Origin of the sequence: Clostridium sp. M62/1 (assembly GCF_020736365.1) — a bacterium.
In the GTDB taxonomy this organism is placed as follows: domain Bacteria; phylum Bacillota; class Clostridia; order Lachnospirales; family Lachnospiraceae; genus Otoolea; species Otoolea saccharolyticum_A.
Genome location: NZ_CP085988.1, coordinates 29,965 through 47,811 on the forward strand (window position 1 = coordinate 29,965; position 17,847 = coordinate 47,811).

Sequence of the window (17,847 nt, forward strand, 5' to 3'; positions counted from 1 at the left end):
GGAGGTGCCGACAGTGGCATGGATCCAAATTCACCAACAACTGAAAGACCACCGCAAGGTGCTGGCTGCTGCTGACGAGCTCGACATTGAACCGGCTCACATGCTCGGCCTGCTGATCTCGTTCTGGCTCTGGGCCATTGATAACGCACCGGACGGATCCCTCGCTGGAATATCCGACAGAATGATCGCAAGAGCGGCCCAGTGGGACAAAGATCCGGAGGAATTTGTGGCCGCCCTGACCTCTGCGTCTCTGCTGGACGTAACGGAGGACGGCGTTCTGGAGATCCACGACTGGAGCGAGTACACCGGAAAGCTGATCGAACAACGAGAAAATGAGAAAAACCGTTCGAGAGCCCGCCGCGCTGCTGCTAAGTCAAACGACCGGAGGACGACCGCCGGACAGTCTGCGGACGCAAGCAAGAGCGACCAGAAAAAGACCGCAGGTAGAGTAGACCAGACCAGAGTAGACCAGAGTAGACCAGAAAATAAGGGGGATACCCCCATAACCCCCGCAGCCGAGAAGCAGCCAAGCGCTCAGGAACGACGTTTCGCAGAGTTCTGGACTGCATACCCGAAGAAAGTCGGCAAGAAAGCAGCACAGAAGGCATGGGAAAAGGCAAAGCCCGACGCTGAACTGTTCGAGAAGATCATGCAGGCAGTGGCAACAGCTAAAACCTCGGAACAATGGCTGCGAGAAGGTGGCCGCTTCATTCCCAACCCGTCAACATGGATCAATCAGGGACGCTGGGACGACGAACCTCTCCCACCTGCCGGATCCGGAAGCTATCAACAGCGACCGGGTGGAAATTGTGGAAAACCTGACACCATGGACGTGCTCGCGGGGATAATCGCAAACGAGGAAGGAGGCTTCGAGATATGACAAAAGCAGACGCGGCTCGACTGGTGGCGATCGTCGTCACCGCCTACCCGAATTTTGACAAGTTCAAGGACGCGAAAGCAATCGAGGCCACGGTGAATCTCTGGGCCATGATGTTTGAGCAAGACGAATCCGGGATCGTAGCGCTGGCAGTAAAAAAACACATTGCAACAAACAAATGGCCGCCGAGTGTGGCCGAAGTCCGGGAGATCATGCTGGAGATCCAGCACCCGGAACTCATAGAGCCGGACAAGGCATGGCTGGCCGTGAGCGACCTCATGTACAGCGCCGGACAATTCAACCACGGAGATCTCTCCCGCCAGCTCCCGCCTCTGGTGGCGCGGGCCGTTGAGTCAATCGGCTGGACTTCCCTCTGGGAAATGCACCGCAGCGCATACATAGGCGGCAAGCCCGGCATGGATCGGGTAGCCTTCATGCAACAGTACACGCCAATGTACGAACGGGAAAAGTCTCGCAGCATGACACCGGCACAATTAACCGAGAAGATCGACAACGCGGCCGGATCCCTTCCGGACAAAGGCCAACGCCTGATAGAGTACAGGGAAAGCGAACGCCGCAGGAAAGAGCAGGAAATGGAGGCTATCACCCGCGGTGCCCTCCGACTGGAGAGCCAGATCGTCGAACAAACGAAGCTCGAACTCAGAGGGGAGGTGCTAGGATGATCCTACAAGGTGACGCACTGGAGGAACTCAGAAAGCTGCCGGACAAATGCTGCAGCGTCTGCGTAACTTCACCACCCTACTACAACGCCAGAGACTACGGAGCTGCCGATCAGCTCGGAACCGAAAGCTCTCCGGAGGAATACACCCGCAAGCTGGTGGAAGCCTTCCGGGAAGTCGCCAGAGTCCTGAAAGACGACGGCACCCTCTGGCTGAATATCGGCGACAGCTACGCGAGGCATATCGAGGACGGAGGGATCAAGCGCAAGGATCTGATCGGGATCCCGTGGCTGCTGGCTCTGGCTCTCAGAAGTGACGGCTGGTACCTCCGGGCGGACATTATCTGGAACAAGCCCAACGCCATGCCAGAAAGCGCCAAAGACAGACCGGCAAGATCTCACGAGTATGTTTTTTTACTCAGCAAAGCGGCCGCCTATTACTACGACGCCGAGGCCGTCAAGGAGCTGGCCGTCGGGTACGATCCGAAAAAGCCCGGCCGGAAGCGCGGCAACGCGAAAACCTTCCGCGGCGGCACTGCCTACACTCACGATCAGGCCAAAGCCAACAGCGCCGAGGTGGATCGAGGCAGCCACGGGCTCCAGAGAAATGAAACCGGCAAACGAAACCGCCGGGACGTCTGGACGATCGCCACACGGCCATATAAGGGCGCCCACCTCTCCACGTTCCCGGAGGAACTGGCCAAGATCTGCATACTGGCCGGGAGCAAACCGGGCGACACGGTTCTGGATCCATTCTCAGGAAGTGGAACCACAGGAGCCGCAGCCCTCAAAGAAGGGCGGAACTATATCGGGATAGAGATTAACCCCGACACCTGCAAAATACAAGAGCAGCGACTCGCTGAGGCTGCTCAGGAAGGAGCCAAACCATGAAACGCGGTGAAATTTATTATATCGAAAGCACATACCGGGAAACCGGAAGCGAGCAGAGAGGCGGCCGTCCTGCGGTGATCGTCTCCAATGACAAGAACAACGAAAACAGCGAGGTTGTGGAAGTGGTATACATGACCACCAAACCAAAAAACGACCTCCCAACTCATGTATTTATCCGGAGCGCACTCTCCCCTTCTACCGTCTTATGCGAACAGGTAAACAGCGTAAGCGTGAAAAGGATCGGGACGCTGATCGGAAAATTGACAAAGAGCGAGCTCACAGCCGTGGACTCTGCTCTGGCAATCTCTCTGGGGATCGACTTCATGGATCCGAAGCCCGCAGCCAAAGAAGCGGAGCATTTACTGGAAGAAATAAGCAAGCAGCCACTCCGGATCGTCCAGCAGGATCCAGACGTTGAAAAGATCAAGCTCGAAACTGAGCGCGATCTCTACCGGAATTTATACAATGAGCTGCTGAGCAAAACCATGAAAGGAGCAAGTGCATGAGAAAAAAACTGGTTTACATCTGCTCCCCGTGCCGCGGGGACGTTGAAAAGAACATAGAAAAAGCCCAGCGCTACTGTCGCGAAGCCGTCGAGCTCTGGGACGACGTGATCCCGATCGCGCCTCATGTATATTTTACCCAGTTTCTTGACGACACCAAGCAGGAGGAACGCGCCGCGGGCATGGACATGGGCCTCTCACTTCTGGCCATGTGTGACGAGCTCTGGGTTTACGGTATCGAGAATCCGAGTGAGGGCATGAGGAGCGAGATCGAATACGCAAAGCAGCACCAGATCCCGATCCGGGACGCTGCCGAGCTTTACAGAAACCGCGAAGCCGAAACACTTCCGATCGGTGACGCACTGATCGTTCTCCCTTCTCACGTCGGGCACCTGAACGGCGTCGCCGCGATTGAATCCACCACCGTGCGGATCAATGGCGAAATGATCTTAGACCTTGCGATCGAGCTCAGACGACACCCCGGCCACGACATCACGCTGGAGGCCGACAAAGGCGCAGACTCGGAGGTAGATCAATGAGCTGGGACACGGTTCCGGGAAGAAATGGCGAAGGCTACCCGGATCCAACAGCAAGCACCGCCCTTGCACGGGTGCAGCATAGCCAGAAAGGACTCCAGAGCAAGCGAGCCGGTGAACACTTCGAGAATATGATCACCGCAAGCCTGAACTGGTACTGCGACAAGGGCGTGGCCTTCGTTGAAAAGACTCCGGAGCCCATGAAGCCACTCAGGAAGCCAGACCGACAGGGCCGTTTCCTTGCTTGCTACACCAAAGCCGGACAGCCGGACTTCAAGGGAACGCTCACCGGTGGCCGGGCCGTGGTATTTGAGGCGAAACACACCGACAGCGACAAGATCGACCAGAGCCGCCTCACTCCTGAGCAGGTGGAAAGTCTGACACTGCACCACAAGCTCGGAGCTGCTGCCTTCATCATGGTGAGCGTGGGGCTGGAAAACTTCTACCGGGTACCGTGGGAAGTATGGCGAGACATGAAGCAGATCTACGGGCGCAAACACATGAAGCTCGAAGATCTGGAACCGTACCGCGTGCAATATATCGCCGGGATCCTCAAACTGCTGGAAGGTGTGGAGATCGACTACACCGAGGAAGGAGGCACGCCATGAAATGCGAATACTGCGAGCTCCGCAGAGTCGGGCCTTTTGTAATTTCAAAAGCCTGCGCCATGCTGAGCGGAAAGCTCATAAACAAACAGACGGGCGAACCGTTAAAAATTTGTATGCACCACATGGCCTCCCCGGATCCGTGTATGAACAACGGGAACGGCTGCGGGCTCTACAAATCACAGAAAGGAGATCAAGCCAATGAACGACGCACTGCTGAGCAGTAAAAACATGTGCTGGTGCACTCCGCCGGATTTTTTCGCGGAACTGGATCGCGAGTTTCATTTTGAACTGGATCCGGCCAGCACCGACAAAAGCGCCAAGTGCGCGAAACACTTCACGCCGGACGACGACGGCCTAAAGCAAGACTGGGGGGGGTATTGCGTGTTTTGCAATCCGCCATACGGCCGAGCAATCGCCGACTGGGTACGCAAAGGCTACGAAGAAAGCCGGAAGCCCGGCACCACCGTGGTTATGCTCATTCCTTCGCGGACTGACACGGCATATTTTCACGACTGGATCTTCGGCAAGGCCAGCGAGGTGAGATTCCTCCGCGGCCGCCTGAAATTCACCGACGAGGACGGAAACGGCGAGGACGCAGCTCCGTTTCCTTCTGCCGTCATAGTGTGGCGGAGTCCGGAAAGCACCGGGCGCGAGTTTGCCACATGGCACATATAAAAGCACCAGAGCCAGCGGGGCCACTGCTCCGCCGGTTCAGATAAGGAGGAAACCATGAACGGGATTACTAAACAGACACGCCGCCAAAGTTACGACGGCATACGAACACGCAGCGGCGAGCGTTGCAAGCTAATACTGGAAACCCTCGGAAATCGGTCAATGACCGTGGAAGAAATCACCGACGAGCTGGTGGCTGCTGGCCACCTGAAATACTACGACCGCAACTTCGTGGCGCCGAGACTCACAGAGCTGAAAGGCGCCGGAGTTCTGGAAGTCGTCGGAAAGAAACCGAGCAAAAGAACCGGAAAAAATACAGCCGTATGGGCTGCGGTAAGGAGGTAAGCACATGAAAAAGCAGAAAGTACAGGCAAAGATCAACCTCGAAGCTCTCGCAGGCGGAGCCTTCGCCGAGAAACTCAACGAGGCGCTCATGCAGGTGGCTGAAAATATTCAGAATCCGAACACAGAAGCAACCACTAAGCGCCAGATCACGGTAAATATTAAATTTACGCCGAACAAAACCCGCCAAATGGTAGGAACCCAGATTGCTGTCACGACCAAGCTCGCAGCTACCGAAGCAATCGACACGCAAATGGTGATGGGCGTCAATATGAGAACCGGCCAGATCGAGATCGCCGAATACGACGGGCAGATCCGTGGACAGATGGATCTCTCCGACTTCACGGACGCCGATCAGGATCAGGAATCAGAGGAAACACAAGCTGCAGCTCCTACACCGGGACAGAATCCGACCGGCAAGCCTCTGGATCTTAAAAACAGGGGAAAACAGGCACCTGCTGCCGCTACTGAATTAGTTCCGGGCCGTGACTACGATCCGGACACCGGCGAGGTATACGAAACCGCCGGACAGCCTACGGACGACCGCCAGACAACCGGCGGACGCAATAACATGAAGGTGGTAAAAATCGCACCAGCAAAAGAAGCATAAGGAGGTCAATAAAATGGAAGGAATCAAAGAAGCAATCGCATATATCACAGGGCTGGCCGTAAAGGCTGAGAAGCCAGAAACAATCGAGATCAACGGCCGGACATACTGCACGAAGGATCTCAGACGCTACGACGCAGCCGACAAGGCCGAGCCGATCAAAGCGACCACTCTCACCTCTCTGGTGGACTATATCAAGGAAAGCCGCGAGGAACTCCGCGACAGAATGATCATTCAGGTGGTAAGCGCCACAAAGGTGCTGCTCTACTCCGGGCTGCTGGCCGAGCGTGACCGTGAGACTCTGTTCGAGGTCAACGCCCTGCTGCCGCAGTTTGAATACGGCCGCGAATATGATCAGGAGAGCTTCCTCGTGGCCATGCAGTCATGCTTCCAGAAAACAGACGACCGCGAAGCCGTCACCATTATGGCGAGCAATATCGTGAACACACAGCAGGGAACCTTCTCAGACGACGGCGTAAGTCAACAGGCAATCATCAAAACCGGAGTAACCACGAAGGACGCCGCCTTCGTTCCTAATCCGGTGAGCCTGATCCCGTACCGCACATTTTTGGAAGTTCCGCAGCCCGCGAGTGACTTCGTGTTCAGAATCAGCGAGGGACGCGGCGGAGCCCCTGCCTTCAAGCTGGTGGCTGCTGACGGTGGCCTCTGGAAGTCTCAGGCGGTGGACAACGTGAAGAACTACCTCGTCAAAGCACTGGCAGACGTTCCGGAACGTGAAAGGATCACGATCATTGCATAATGTGGCCGACATAAATGTCGGGAACATACCGGGAGGGCCAAGCTCTCCCGGCAAACCAAAGGAGGACAAGAACATGCTGATCATAAACATAGTGCTGGCCCTCGTGGCTGCTCTCCTGCTTTTTGGAGTTATTGGAGAAAAGGACGGGCTCAGACAGCAGAACATCACGATCGCCTTCGTGGCCGTGATCGTGCTCATTATCGCATTAAATAGATTTTTCTAAGGGAGGACAAAACCATGGAATATAAACCGAAAGTTATCACCGGAAAAGTGACCGGCACCGGCTGGCCGATCGACGGCCATGTGCTCTGGTTCTCACAGTGGGACTACGACAACCGCGAGAGCTGGCACCTCTACGGCTGGGAGGACTCAGAGGACGAGGCAGTCATGCAGACCGTATTCCAGACCGAAACCGAGGCTGGCCTCTGCCTGTTCGATACGCTGGAGAAGTTCGCAGAGAATTGGAAGGCAAAGAAATGGGAGCCGCAGGGCTTGTTCTGCCTGCCATTGGACAAGGTGGAAGTGCTGGAGGTAAAGCAGGAAGAAAGCACCAACAACACCCGCGAACAGCTCCGGGCCCACGGCTTCGATCTGACACCGAGAAAGCAGACTGACAGGGGCGGGATCATCTGCCTACCACTGGACAAGAACCTGAACGGCGACGTGCAGGCCAAGCACCCGGACTGGAAGCCAGTCGAGTGCCCGACATGCGGCCGGAAATGCTGGAAACACCCGGAAGCTGACCGCCTCGCCAAAGAACAGGACGCGAAAATGCTCTGTACTGAGTGCGCGATCAAAGCCGGGCTTCTGTCACCGTTCCGAAAGGAAGGCCCAAACCGCGCGCAGCGAAGGAGGGCAAAGCGTGAAAGAAGAAAATAACACAGATGGGCTCTACTACCTCAAAATAGACGCGAGGCACTACTTCCCCGACGGAAAAATAGCAAGGGACGTGCTGGAGGCGCTCAGGTGCAGGCAATACGCCGAAGTGCTGGCCTTCTATCTGGAGTGTGACCTCGACGACATAGAAAAACAAGCTCGCAGACTCGCGGAAAGCACCGCGCTGAGCTACTCGGAAGCGCTCCACAAGATCGGCGGAGATATGCTGCGGAACAAGCAGGAAAAACCGGCCCCACTCTCCCTCTGGCCTATCAGACAAGAACCGGTGCGGCCGAACCGTGCAGCCAGACGAGCAGCTAAAAGAAAAGGAGGACGAAATGGACGATAACAAGAACAAGCCTATGGGCTGGCCGTTACTCTACACACTGGCAACACTCGCAGGCGTGGCCATGCTGGCAATCCTGAAAGCCTGCGGCATTATATCAATGAGCTGGCCGGTGGTGATCGCCGGGCTCGTGTGGGTACCCACCGCGCTGCTGCTGATCACTCTCTGGGTGGCCACTCTCCTGATCTGGATCGGGCGAACCGGGAAAAAGATCAGGGAATACAATCGCAGGAGAAAGATCTCCCGCACTCTGGACGAATCCATGAAAGGGCTCACGCTAAACGGCGTCGGCCCCATTTATGGTATTAGAAGAAATAAAGGCGAAAACAACACCGACTACGAGAAAAGGATCCGCGAAAAGCTGGGGGTTTTCCCGCGCAGTCTGCCGAAATACGAAACCATGGAACAGCTCACCCTCTCCAATGTGGGCCCGATCTATGGCGTCGTAAAGAAACAGGACGAAAGCTGGAAGCACTACCGCCGCAGAATCCTGAAAGCAGCCCAAACTATTGATACCGTACAGCTACCAACCGGCAAGTGCGCACCGGACAACCGCCGGACAGAGGGCAAAAAGTGAGCTGGCCAAGCAAAGAGACCGGCGCCTGCTCATGGGTGCCGGGGCTCGGCTTTAAAGAGTGGTACTCAACGAGCTGCCACATGTACTACGAGATCGCGAGCGCGGTCACAAAGAAGAATATCAAAGCCGGGACGTGCCCGTATTGCCACCGGCCTATCAAAATAAAGGAGGAACGAAAACATGGACTATAAAACAGAAGCACAGCCAAAAGCAACCGCTGGAGGGGTACCGGTATTCTGCGCCCATGACGCGATCGTGGCCATTGAGAAGCTGATCCCCAACCCGAAGAACCCGAACACACACCCGGACGCACAGATCCAAGCACTCGGCCGCATTATCCGCCAGACCGGGTGGAGGGCGCCGATCACAGTGTCGAAGCGCTCCGGCTTCATAGTAAAGGGCCACGGCCGTCTCGCTGCTGCCAAGCTCGAAGGACTCAACGAAGTGCCGGTGGACTACCAGAACTACACGAACGAGGCCGAGGAATACGCCGATCTGGTGGCCGACAACCGGATCGCAGAGCTGGCAGAGATCGACAACAAGCTGCTGGCTGACATTTTCGCCGACATTGACACTGGCGAGATCCCCATGGAGCTGACCGGCTACACCGACAAGGAAGTGGAAAGCCTCGTCACTGGACTGGCCGAAGCCCTGCACAATGACCTCACAGAGCCGGACGAGATCCCAGAGCTTCCGGAGGAAGATCAGACAATCACGCAACGCGGCGATCTCTGGATTCTCGGAAACCACCGCCTCGTGTGCGGAGACAGTACAAACGAAGCCGATCGCGCTCTCCTACTCGACGGAGCCGAGCCTCAGATCCTTCTCATGGATCCGCCGTACTGCTCCGGAGGTTTTCAGGAATCCGGACGCAGCACCGGAAGTATCGGAACCAAACGCTACGACGCAAACGGGAAGGAAATCAAAGTGACGATCGCGAACGATACCCTCAGCACTCGCGGATACCAGCAGCTCATGCGCTCGATCCTGAAACAGTTCACCGGTACCGTGGTTTATTGCTTCACCGACTGGAGAATGTGGCTCTATCTCTACGACGTAATGGAGGAAAGCGGGTTCGGCGTCAAGAATATGATCGTCTGGAATAAGAAAACGCCGGGCATGGGTATGGGCTGGAGAACTCAGCACGAGCTGATAATGTTCGCACACCGTACAAAGCCAGCATGGGACAACCACAAGGGCTACGGGAACGTGATCGAAGCCACCCGCTCCGGAAATGAGCTCCACCCGACGCAAAAGCCGGTGGAGATACTGGAGAAACTGCTGGACAATACACAGTGGGCCGAGGGAGTCATGGACGCCTTCGGAGGATCTGGCACGACTCTGATCGCTGCGGAAAGTATAGGCCAGAAGTCGTACCTCATGGAGCTGAGTCCTCAGTTTGTTGATACAATCGTAAAACGCTACATAAGGACAACTGGCAAGACGACCGGGATCCGACTGTTCAGGAAGGGCAAAGAGCTGGGCCGCGAGCACTTCGAGAGAATGTTCACGGAATAAGCCAGCGAAAGGAGGTGGAACCCATGCACCAGAACAGTGAGGCAAAACAGCCGAAGGAAACCGACGAGATCAAGAAAAAGCTGGAAAGCTACGCAGCACTCCACCGCAGGATCGACAACCAGATCGAACGGCTGGAGAATCTGGAGGCCGTCATGGGCTCCATATCCTCGCCGAGCTTCGACGGAATATCCGGAGGCGGTGGCGACGGAACAAGCAAACAAGAACGGCAAGTGATCCAGAAGGTAACACTGGAGGAAACGATCCGCCGCATGATCGCAGACGAGGATCAGGAACGCAGCGAACTGGAGGCCCTGATCTCCGAAATGGAAAAGCCAGACGAGCAGACCGTGTTAGAAATGCACTACTTCGACGCAGCGAACTGGTGGACAGTATGTGCCGCCCTTCATGGTAGCCGGGAGGACTACGACGAACACGAGCAACGCTACCTCAAAAGAACATTCAAGCTACACGGCTCGGCGCTTCAATCGCTGGCCAAAATATACAGAGCAAAACAAGAACAGGGATAACAACGCCCGCCAGAAGCCACAGGAAGGCCGACGGCGGGCTTTTTTGCGCGCCCGAAGAAATACGCACACACTCAGGAGAAAGCCGCAGACGGAACGCTCACGAGCACACAGGGGGGATAAAAAGGGACAAAAAGGGATAAAAGGGGATAAACCACCGTGCTACTCTGTATAACAGCGAAAGCCGTCCGGGGACATGATAAAGATCCGGGCGGTTTTTCCTATGTGCCTACCCTCAGAAAAGAACTGGGAGGGGTGCAAATTTTCCACAGGAAGGAGCAAACACATGGGCGGTCTATTCTATACCGGCCAAAGCCGCCGAACCTCTGGCAGCTTCACCGTGACATGCTCCGGAGCTAAGGATATTGTGAAGCGACTCAACAAACTGGAGAACGGCGGGCAGACGGCAATCAAGAAAACCGTCAACGACTTTATGAGCCGTGCGCCTGCGTGGGTATCGAAGGGGATCCGCGAACACTACGGGGTAGACACTGCCGCAATCAACGAGGCCAAACAACAACCTCGGAGGGGGCAGAGCTCAATCCAAGTGGCGGGGGTTCAAGTTGATAGTGCCTCCCTCATTTATAAGGGGCGGACACTGACGCCGACGCATTTCAAAATGAGCCCGAAGTCCAGACCAAGCGCTCAGCAAAAGAAGCCGATCAGAATCCCCGGCCAACTGATCGCCGGAGCTGGTGACGTTGCAATGGTTCGACCACCGCGGCCGTACCAAGTCAAGGCGACGATCATTAAGGGATCCCGTGTGAGCCTCGGCTCGAACGTGTTCCTCACTGGCGGAAACGGCGGCTCCATGCTTCCGTTTCAAAAGACTGGGAGGGGGCGCTCCCCGATCGAGGCCGTGCGTACTCTGTCCGTGCCTCAGATGATCGACGGCAAAGCACGCCAAACCATTGAGACAACAATCTCCGAGAAGCTCGGCGAACGTTTCAACCATTACATAGATCAAGTAATGAAATAGCCAAACGCTCCGAGCTACGAGCCAAAGCCAAGCCAACGAACACGCGCCAAGCAGCAAGCCAAGCGCGAAGCAATCGAACAGCAAAGCCAAAGCGAAACCAAAAGCAACAGCAACAAAGAACAGCGAAACAAAGCGACCAAAGCAAAGAAGCAAAAGGCAAAGCAACTCGACCGAGCAACCGCGCCGAAATTTTTCCGCAGCCCGAAGGTACTGTCCGGGCCGCCAAACGCCTGCGGTGCTGGCGAGCCCAAAACACGCGCAGACTCAGAAAAATTTTTTCAGGCCGTTTCGTTTCGTTTGTCTCAAAGAAAGGAGGTGGCGCCATGGCGGAGGGCAAGCAGAATCTCCAAAACGCTGCCATTATTGCGAAGCTGTTCGGCGTCACCGACCGCCGGATCCAGCAGCTCGCAAAAGATGGAATTATTCCAGCCGCCCAGAAGCGGCCGTATATGTTCGACCTGCTTCCGACGGTGCAATCTTACATCCGTTACCTGAGTGACAAAGCCAACGGCCGAGAGGCCAAAAGCGCCGACACCGCTCAGGTTGAAATGGAGAAGCTGCGGGCTGAGGCTGACATGAAACGCAGTAAGGCAGACATGGCAGCCATGCAACTGAAAGAGCTCGAAGGCAAAATGCACCGCAGCGAGGACGTGGAGGCCGTGACGAATGACCTCGTTTACACTGTCCGCAGCATGATAATGGCACTCCCCGGACGTTTGGCCATGGACGTTGTGCAGGTGGCAAGCGCCAACGAAGCCTCGGCACTGATCCGGGCGGAGTGCTACAAAATTCTGAACGAGCTCGCAAACTACAACTACGATCCGGCGGTATATCAGCGGCGGGTGCGGGATCGTGAAGGCTGGAGCGACGTTATAGTGGCCGCTGATGAAGCCGACGACTAAAAAATCCACCGCGAAACTCAACGCAGCCATAGCACCGGCCATTCGCAACTTTAAGCCACCCGAAGATCTGACGGTGGCCGAATGGGCCGATAGACACCGCCGCCTATCCCCGGAGAACTCCGCGGAGTCTGGCCCGTGGCGCACTTCGCGCACGCCGTACCTGCGGGAACCTATGGAAGCGTTCACGGATCCGAAGATCCGTAAGATCGTAATGGTGGCAGCGTCTCAGGTGGGAAAATCTGAGCTGGAGCTGAACATAATCGGCTACATTATTGACCAAGATCCCGGCTCGATCCTGTTCGTCCAGCCTTCCCTCGACGACGCCCGAAAGTTCTCACGCCTCCGTATCGCTCCAATGATACGAGACAGCAAGGTGCTGAGGGCGAAAGTTTCCGACGTCAAAAGCAAAGACTCCGGGAACACAATCCTCCAGAAGTCATTCCCCGGCGGTATGCTCACGATCACAGGATCCAACAGCGCCTCCGCTCTGGCTTCCACTCCCGCCCGCTACATTCTCGGCGACGAGCGCGACCGCTGGGCCGTGTCTGCCGGTGCTGAGGGTGATCCGTGGGCTCTGGCCGAAGCCAGACAGGCCACGTTCTACAATGCGAAGGCCGTCGAGGTATCAACTCCGACCATAAAAGGCGCTTCAAATATCGAAAGCAGCTACTACCTCGGAACACAGGAACGCTGGTGCCACCAGTGCCCTGAGTGTGGAGAGTACGGCGAGATCACCTTCGACCGCGTACACTTCGATCATACAGTGGCCAAAGTCCGCGGGAAAAAGGCGTACAAGATCGTGGGCCCGATTACATGGTGCTGCCCCTCCTGCGGCTGCATAGTACCGGAGGAGAAAATGCGGAAGCAGCCTGCAAAGTGGATCGCCGAGAACCCGGCGGCCTACGACGAGGGCGTCCGCTCCTTCTGGCTGAACGCTTTTTCTTCTCCATGGACTCCATGGGAAAAGATCGCGCTCAAATTCCTGCAAGCCAAGGACGATCCTCAGAAGCTCAAAGTAGTTTATAACACGCTGCTGGGTGAGCTCTGGGAGGATCGCGGCGACATAGCAGACGAGGACACCATGCTGGCCCGGCGCGAGGACTACGGTACCAATGCCGACGGCTCTCCCGTCGAAGTTCCGGAGGGCGTTCTCGTTCTCACCTGCGGCGTAGATACTCAGGACAACCGTTTGGAGTACGAAGTCGTGGGCCATGGCTTCTACGGTGAAACGTGGGGTATAAAAAAGGGCTACATCATGGGAAAACCCGACACCGACGAGGTATGGCAGCAGCTCGACGACGTGATCGACCACGTTTACCGCTTCAAGGACGGAAAAGGGCTGCGGATCTCAATCACCTGCGTGGACTCCGGCGGCCATTACACCCAAGAGGTATACACTCGCTGCCGTGAGCGTAAGAACAAGCGCGTTTTTGCTATCAAGGGCAAGGGCGGCGACGGGATCCCGTTCGTGACGCCTCCGTCAAAGGTTCCGATCAAGGACAACAAGCGGATCACCTGCTGGCTCTACACACTCGGCGTTGACGCCGGAAAGGAAACGATCATGTCGAGCCTGAAAGTTCAGGAGGCTGGCCCAAAATATTGCCATTTTCCGATCCACGAGTCCTGCGGCTACGACACCTACTATTTCAACGGCCTGCTCTCCGAGCGTCTGGAGCTCACGCAAACAAAGCGCGGCAACCAGTGGCACTGGGTAAAAATCCCCGGACACAACCGGAACGAGGCCCTCGACTGCCGAAACTATGCGAACGCCGGGCTAAAAATCATAGATCCGGACATGTTCGCGGTGGAGCGACGTCTGAAAAATGTCCAAGAAACACCGCAGGCCAAACCGGCGCAGCGCCGAAAACCGAAACCGGCAGCCCGGAACTACTTCGACGAGTGGTAAGGAGGTGAACCCATGAGATCAAAAGAAACCATACAGCAAGAGCTCACAGAAACGAGGACGCGACTCAGTGCGTATCTGGCCCGTGAGGCTGACATGCTCAGCAAGGACGGGGTGCAGCTCTACACAATCGGCTCCAGAAACCTGCAACGGTACCAGACTTCGCTCGCTTCCGTTCAGGACATGATCGCGAAGCTGCAAAAGCGAGTCCGCGAGCTGGAGGCCGAACTGGCGGGCGGATCTGCTCGCCGCGCCGTGGGGGTAGTCCCCCGCGACTGGTAAATGGGTAAACGCTGGCCGATCGGCTGGCTTTACTACGGCGACGACTGCGGGACATTTTCGCTCCTTTAGATACCGCGGCCGCTGCCGTTTTTAATTACTTGCAAGGAGGTGAGAAAAACGAAGTACGACCAAACGAGGGGGCTATATCTCCCGGATAACGTACGCCCTCAGAATAAGGGCTACGGAGAGGCGGGCGCAAGCTGGAGAAAAAAAGCCGTTAAAGGTTTTAATGCTCCCAGCGGATCCGCTCACGAGGACATAGACTTCAACAACTACACCATGCGACAGCGTGCCCGCATGTTATACATGGCCGCGCCGATCGCTACCTCGGCGATCAAAACCAACCGCACAAACGTGGTAGGCGTCGGGCTCAGGCTTAAAAGCCGGATCGACCGCGAAGTGCTCGGACTCTCACCGGATCAGGCAGAACGGTGGCAGAAAGAAACAGAGCGAGAGTTTTCCCTCTGGGCCAGCAACAAGAGAGCCTGCGACGCCACCGGCATGAATAACTTCTACGGGCTCCAGCAGCTCGCGCTGATCTCGTGGCTGCTCTCCGGCGACTGCATAGGGTTAATCAAGCAGTACGAAACCACTCGGCTGCTCCCCTACTCTCTCCGCGTCCACCTGATCGAGTCCGACAGAATCGCAACACCGAACAACTACGGGGCCGGGACTACGCTCTACTACACAACCGGTAAGAACCCAGAAACGGGCAACACCATATACGACGGCGTGGAAGTAGACAAGAACGGCATGGTGGTAGCGTATCACATACGCAGCAACTACCCGTATGAGCTCGGCGCTCCGGTTACTGAATGGGCCCGCGTTCTGGCATACCAGCAAAGCACCGGCCTTCCGAATGTGCTCCACGTCATTGACACAGAGCGCCCGGATCAGTACCGCGGCGTGAGTTATCTCGCGCAGGTGATCGAGCCACTGCTGCAGCTTCGTAGGTATACCGAGTCCGAACTCATGGCCGCAGTCGTCGAGAGCTTTTACACTGCCTTCATTAAGACAGAAGCCCCGACTGATGAAATGCCATTCAATGAGGTGGATCCGGTACCACCCGGAGAAATGCGGAACCCGAACGAGTACAGCATGGGGCCGGGCCAGATCAATGTCATGGGGCCGGGTGAAAGCGTAGAATTTGCAAACCCGACGCACCCGAACGGCAGCTTCGACAAGTTCGCCGTAGCGATCAGTGCACAAGTAGGCGCCGCGCTGGAAATTCCCAGCGATCTGCTCCTGAAATCCTTCAACGCCTCATACAGTGCGAGCCGTGCTGCTCTGCTGGAAGCGTGGAAGGCGTTCAAAATGCGCCGCGAATGGCTAGCGGACGACTTCTGCCGCCCGTGCTATGAAGTGTGGATGAGTGAAGCCGTGGCCCGTGGCCGCATATATGCGCCGGGCTTTTTCCAGAATCCAGCGATCCGCGCCGCGTATCTCGGCAGCGAATGGCTCGGCCCGTCTCAGGGACAGCTCGATCCGGTGAAGGAAATCACGGCCGAGATCCTCGCGTGCAGTGAAGGCTTCTCCACTCACGAGCAGAGCACGATCCGCCTCAACGGTGGCCAATGGGACAGCAACGTGGAACAGCTCAGACGTGAAAACGAAAAGCTCGGAGGCAATCCGCCAGATCCGCACCAGAGCGGCACCGGAACAGCAGCACCGGACGGTGAACAGGATCCGCCAGAAGGCGACGACAATCCGCACAACCCTGAAACAGCTCGCGAGAGGGGCACGGTGGCTCTCCGCAGCCTCGTGATCGGCGAGCAGATAAAGCAAACCATACAAGGAGGATAAGCCAATGAAAACCAAACATAGCGGCCTAATCATGGGCCCGGCTGCTGCTCCACAAGCTCCCACGGCGACAAAGTTCTGGAATATGGCCAGCACCGGCGACGACGAGGGAGAAATCACTCTCTACGGCGACGTTATGAGCCAGCAGCCCGTTGACTGGTGGACAGGCGAACCGGAGCCCGGCCTTTTCATCACACCGGAGGGCTTCATGGAGGATCTGGCAGCAGTCAAAGACAAGGGGCACATCACCGTCAAGCTCAATAGCTGCGGCGGCGATCTCTACACCGGGATCGCAATCCACAACGCGCTGAAAGCTCTCAGCGGTGAGGTGAACGTCATTGTCGAGGGAATCGCGGCCAGCGCTGCGAGCGTTATCATGTGCGCGGGTGATACCGTGACCGTGTACCCCGGTTCCCTAATTATGATCCACGGCGTAAGCGTTATGCTCTGGGACTACATGAACATGCAGGACATGAAGCAGCTTATGAAAGGCATGGACGCCAGCGAGCGGGCCGTGGCCGAGATTTACAACAGCAAGACAGGGATCGAAGTCGATACTCTCCGCAGCATGATGACCAAGGAGACGTGGTTCACCGGCCGCGAAGCTCTGGAGAAGGGATTCGCTGACGCGATCAAAGAGGACGAGGACGATCCAGAAATGAGCATGAGCGCCGACAGAAAGGTGCTTTTTGTTAATGGAGTACGCCACAATGTTGACGGGCTCCAGCATGTGCCGGGCACTATCCCGGTGAAAGCAATCGCGACTCCACCGGCTGCAAAGCCCGGAGCAAATAAAAAGAAGCCGACCACAAAGGCGGCAAAAAAAGAAGGAGGTAACAAACCTATGGACGAGAAGGAACTGAGAGCAGCATACCCGGAGATCGTGGCCCAGATTGAGGCCAACGCAAGAACCGAAGCGCAGAACACTTCCAGCGAGGCTGTGGCGGCAGAGCGCCAGAGAATCGAGCAGATCGACTCGATCGCCGCCTCTATCCCGGATCAGCAGCTCGTACACGACGCCAAGTACGGCGACAACCCTTGCACAGCTCAGGAGCTTTGCTTCCGTGTTATGCAGGCCAGCGCAGCGTCAGGCCAGAATTTCCTCGCAGCATATCAGGCAGAGGGAGCAAAATCCGGAGCCGCAGACGTAGGCGCAGCACCTAACGGCGGCACGCCTGCAAGCGCTCAGGAACAGGACGCAGCAGACATTCAGGCGGTAGTTTCCGCCTATAACCAGACCAAAGGAGGTATGAAGTAATGAGTAAAAGACTCGACGAGACGATCGGGGCCGTAGGCTTCGACAACCTGATCAATGGCCAGTACCCGCCCGCAGAGGTTTTCACTGTGAAGATCCGCAAGGAAGCCACAGAAGCCAAAATCTACAAGCGCGGCACTGTTCTGGCACTCTCCGCCGGTACAGCAGGCGACGGCTTGCGTGTAATTCTCGGTACCACTGCGAAAAGCAACGAGACGCTGACGGCCAACTGCGTGCTGGCTGACGACGTGGAAGTCGGAACGGCTTCCGACGCGGTGGCGACTGCATACCGTACCGGCCATTTTAACGAGAACAGCCTGATCACTGACAACAGCCATGCGATCAGCGAAACGGACAAGGAAGCGCTCCGCTCTGCCGGAATCCTGCTCTCTGACGCCGTAGCATACTAA

General features: G+C 56.5%; 24 protein-coding genes. All 24 read left to right on the forward strand.

Annotated features, from left to right (window positions below; translation table 11 throughout):
• The first annotated feature begins 13 nt into the window (after positions 1-13).
• A complete protein-coding gene (locus LK436_RS00210; RefSeq protein ID WP_008398644.1) occupies positions 14-880 on the forward strand; it encodes a hypothetical protein in 867 nt (288 codons plus the stop codon).
• Positions 877-1,560 (forward strand): replicative helicase loader/inhibitor, encoded by a 684-nt coding sequence (locus LK436_RS00215; RefSeq protein WP_008398642.1) that lies wholly within the window; start codon positions 877-879, stop codon positions 1,558-1,560. The genes LK436_RS00210 and LK436_RS00215 overlap by 4 nt, the downstream gene beginning before the upstream one ends.
• Positions 1,557-2,447, forward strand: coding sequence for a DNA-methyltransferase (locus LK436_RS00220; RefSeq protein ID WP_004220574.1), 891 nt, complete (start codon positions 1,557-1,559; stop codon positions 2,445-2,447). The genes LK436_RS00215 and LK436_RS00220 overlap by 4 nt, the downstream gene beginning before the upstream one ends.
• Positions 2,444-2,953 (forward strand): type II toxin-antitoxin system PemK/MazF family toxin, encoded by a 510-nt coding sequence (locus LK436_RS00225; protein ID WP_008398640.1) that lies wholly within the window; start codon positions 2,444-2,446, stop codon positions 2,951-2,953. The genes LK436_RS00220 and LK436_RS00225 overlap by 4 nt, the downstream gene beginning before the upstream one ends.
• Positions 2,950-3,489: a DUF4406 domain-containing protein gene (locus LK436_RS00230; RefSeq protein WP_004220587.1), complete on the forward strand. Its 540-nt coding sequence runs from the start codon at positions 2,950-2,952 to the stop codon at positions 3,487-3,489. Before LK436_RS00225 ends, LK436_RS00230 begins: the two co-directional genes overlap by 4 nt.
• The gene (locus LK436_RS00235) at positions 3,486-4,094 is read left to right on the forward strand and encodes a Holliday junction resolvase RecU (protein WP_004220590.1); all 609 of its coding nucleotides are present in this window, start codon (positions 3,486-3,488) and stop codon (positions 4,092-4,094) included. Before LK436_RS00230 ends, LK436_RS00235 begins: the two co-directional genes overlap by 4 nt.
• Positions 4,091-4,318: a hypothetical protein gene (locus LK436_RS00240; protein WP_004220593.1), complete on the forward strand. Its 228-nt coding sequence runs from the start codon at positions 4,091-4,093 to the stop codon at positions 4,316-4,318. Before LK436_RS00235 ends, LK436_RS00240 begins: the two co-directional genes overlap by 4 nt.
• Positions 4,293-4,769, forward strand: coding sequence for a DNA N-6-adenine-methyltransferase (locus tag LK436_RS00245; RefSeq protein WP_005933228.1), 477 nt, complete (start codon positions 4,293-4,295; stop codon positions 4,767-4,769). The genes LK436_RS00240 and LK436_RS00245 overlap by 26 nt, the downstream gene beginning before the upstream one ends.
• Positions 4,770-4,823: 54 nt before the next feature.
• Complete coding sequence (locus LK436_RS00250) at positions 4,824-5,111, forward strand: hypothetical protein (RefSeq protein WP_004220597.1); 288 nt, start codon at positions 4,824-4,826, stop codon at positions 5,109-5,111.
• Between the two features lie 4 nt (positions 5,112-5,115).
• Positions 5,116-5,718 carry a hypothetical protein gene (locus LK436_RS00255; protein ID WP_004220598.1) on the forward strand — a complete coding sequence of 201 codons (603 nt, stop codon included), beginning with the start codon at positions 5,116-5,118 and terminating at the stop codon, positions 5,716-5,718.
• A 13-nt stretch (positions 5,719-5,731) separates the two neighbouring features.
• Positions 5,732-6,475 (forward strand): hypothetical protein, encoded by a 744-nt coding sequence (locus tag LK436_RS00260; RefSeq protein ID WP_004220600.1) that lies wholly within the window; start codon positions 5,732-5,734, stop codon positions 6,473-6,475.
• Positions 6,476-6,548: 73 nt separating this feature from the next.
• Entirely contained in the window at positions 6,549-6,698 is a 150-nt protein-coding gene (locus LK436_RS00265) for a hypothetical protein (protein ID WP_227910121.1), read from the forward strand.
• Between the two features lie 14 nt (positions 6,699-6,712).
• Positions 6,713-7,354, forward strand: coding sequence for a hypothetical protein (locus tag LK436_RS00270; protein WP_008398635.1), 642 nt, complete (start codon positions 6,713-6,715; stop codon positions 7,352-7,354).
• Entirely contained in the window at positions 7,338-7,700 is a 363-nt protein-coding gene (locus tag LK436_RS00275) for a hypothetical protein (protein ID WP_008398634.1), read from the forward strand. The genes LK436_RS00270 and LK436_RS00275 overlap by 17 nt, the downstream gene beginning before the upstream one ends.
• Positions 7,690-8,274: a hypothetical protein gene (locus tag LK436_RS00280; protein ID WP_008398633.1), complete on the forward strand. Its 585-nt coding sequence runs from the start codon at positions 7,690-7,692 to the stop codon at positions 8,272-8,274. The genes LK436_RS00275 and LK436_RS00280 overlap by 11 nt, the downstream gene beginning before the upstream one ends.
• Positions 8,275-8,454: 180 nt before the next feature.
• Entirely contained in the window at positions 8,455-9,792 is a 1,338-nt protein-coding gene (locus LK436_RS00285; RefSeq protein ID WP_008398632.1) for a site-specific DNA-methyltransferase, read from the forward strand.
• Positions 9,793-9,815: 23 nt separating this feature from the next.
• Positions 9,816-10,319: a DUF1492 domain-containing protein gene (locus LK436_RS00290; protein ID WP_004220615.1), complete on the forward strand. Its 504-nt coding sequence runs from the start codon at positions 9,816-9,818 to the stop codon at positions 10,317-10,319.
• A gap of 283 nt (positions 10,320-10,602) precedes the next feature.
• Positions 10,603-11,295 carry a hypothetical protein gene (locus tag LK436_RS00295; RefSeq protein ID WP_227910137.1) on the forward strand — a complete coding sequence of 231 codons (693 nt, stop codon included), beginning with the start codon at positions 10,603-10,605 and terminating at the stop codon, positions 11,293-11,295.
• 323 nt (positions 11,296-11,618) lie between these two features.
• Positions 11,619-12,197 (forward strand): protoporphyrinogen oxidase, encoded by a 579-nt coding sequence (locus tag LK436_RS00300; RefSeq protein WP_005933262.1) that lies wholly within the window; start codon positions 11,619-11,621, stop codon positions 12,195-12,197.
• On the forward strand, positions 12,181-14,103 hold the full coding sequence (locus LK436_RS00305; protein ID WP_008398630.1) for a phage terminase large subunit family protein: 1,923 nt from the start codon (positions 12,181-12,183) through the stop codon (positions 14,101-14,103). The genes LK436_RS00300 and LK436_RS00305 overlap by 17 nt, the downstream gene beginning before the upstream one ends.
• Positions 14,104-14,115: 12 nt before the next feature.
• Entirely contained in the window at positions 14,116-14,382 is a 267-nt protein-coding gene (locus LK436_RS00310) for a hypothetical protein (protein ID WP_004220635.1), read from the forward strand.
• 108 nt (positions 14,383-14,490) lie between these two features.
• Positions 14,491-16,185, forward strand: a complete 1,695-nt coding sequence (locus tag LK436_RS00315) for a phage portal protein (RefSeq protein ID WP_008398629.1) — start codon at positions 14,491-14,493, stop codon at positions 16,183-16,185.
• 4 nt (positions 16,186-16,189) lie between these two features.
• Positions 16,190-17,440, forward strand: coding sequence for a head maturation protease, ClpP-related (locus LK436_RS00320; protein WP_005933278.1), 1,251 nt, complete (start codon positions 16,190-16,192; stop codon positions 17,438-17,440).
• The gene (locus LK436_RS00325; RefSeq protein ID WP_008398626.1) at positions 17,440-17,847 is read left to right on the forward strand and encodes a head decoration protein; all 408 of its coding nucleotides are present in this window, start codon (positions 17,440-17,442) and stop codon (positions 17,845-17,847) included. Before LK436_RS00320 ends, LK436_RS00325 begins: the two co-directional genes overlap by 1 nt.

Excerpts from the sequence above, each read along its gene's own strand:
- LK436_RS00255 (WP_004220598.1), top strand. The coding sequence starts at position 5,116 with ATGAAAAAGCAGAAAGTACAGGCAAAGATCAACCTCGAAGCTCTCGCA.
- LK436_RS00260 (WP_004220600.1), top strand. The coding sequence starts at position 5,732 with ATGGAAGGAATCAAAGAAGCAATCGCATATATCACAGGGCTGGCCGTA.
- LK436_RS00265 (WP_227910121.1), top strand. The coding sequence starts at position 6,549 with ATGCTGATCATAAACATAGTGCTGGCCCTCGTGGCTGCTCTCCTGCTT.
- LK436_RS00230 (WP_004220587.1), top strand. The coding sequence starts at position 2,950 with ATGAGAAAAAAACTGGTTTACATCTGCTCCCCGTGCCGCGGGGACGTT.
- LK436_RS00235 (WP_004220590.1), top strand. The coding sequence starts at position 3,486 with ATGAGCTGGGACACGGTTCCGGGAAGAAATGGCGAAGGCTACCCGGAT.
- LK436_RS00225 (WP_008398640.1), top strand. The coding sequence starts at position 2,444 with ATGAAACGCGGTGAAATTTATTATATCGAAAGCACATACCGGGAAACC.
- LK436_RS00215 (WP_008398642.1), top strand. The coding sequence starts at position 877 with ATGACAAAAGCAGACGCGGCTCGACTGGTGGCGATCGTCGTCACCGCC.
- LK436_RS00310 (WP_004220635.1), top strand. The coding sequence starts at position 14,116 with ATGAGATCAAAAGAAACCATACAGCAAGAGCTCACAGAAACGAGGACG.
- LK436_RS00305 (WP_008398630.1), top strand. The coding sequence starts at position 12,181 with ATGAAGCCGACGACTAAAAAATCCACCGCGAAACTCAACGCAGCCATA.
- LK436_RS00270 (WP_008398635.1), top strand. The coding sequence starts at position 6,713 with ATGGAATATAAACCGAAAGTTATCACCGGAAAAGTGACCGGCACCGGC.
- LK436_RS00295 (WP_227910137.1), top strand. The coding sequence starts at position 10,603 with ATGGGCGGTCTATTCTATACCGGCCAAAGCCGCCGAACCTCTGGCAGC.
- LK436_RS00320 (WP_005933278.1), top strand. The coding sequence starts at position 16,190 with ATGAAAACCAAACATAGCGGCCTAATCATGGGCCCGGCTGCTGCTCCA.
- LK436_RS00325 (WP_008398626.1), top strand. The coding sequence starts at position 17,440 with ATGAGTAAAAGACTCGACGAGACGATCGGGGCCGTAGGCTTCGACAAC.
- LK436_RS00240 (WP_004220593.1), top strand. The coding sequence starts at position 4,091 with ATGAAATGCGAATACTGCGAGCTCCGCAGAGTCGGGCCTTTTGTAATT.
- LK436_RS00245 (WP_005933228.1), top strand. The coding sequence starts at position 4,293 with ATGAACGACGCACTGCTGAGCAGTAAAAACATGTGCTGGTGCACTCCG.
- LK436_RS00300 (WP_005933262.1), top strand. The coding sequence starts at position 11,619 with ATGGCGGAGGGCAAGCAGAATCTCCAAAACGCTGCCATTATTGCGAAG.
- LK436_RS00280 (WP_008398633.1), top strand. The coding sequence starts at position 7,690 with ATGGACGATAACAAGAACAAGCCTATGGGCTGGCCGTTACTCTACACA.
- LK436_RS00290 (WP_004220615.1), top strand. The coding sequence starts at position 9,816 with ATGCACCAGAACAGTGAGGCAAAACAGCCGAAGGAAACCGACGAGATC.
- LK436_RS00220 (WP_004220574.1), top strand. The coding sequence starts at position 1,557 with ATGATCCTACAAGGTGACGCACTGGAGGAACTCAGAAAGCTGCCGGAC.
- LK436_RS00250 (WP_004220597.1), top strand. The coding sequence starts at position 4,824 with ATGAACGGGATTACTAAACAGACACGCCGCCAAAGTTACGACGGCATA.
- LK436_RS00285 (WP_008398632.1), top strand. The coding sequence starts at position 8,455 with ATGGACTATAAAACAGAAGCACAGCCAAAAGCAACCGCTGGAGGGGTA.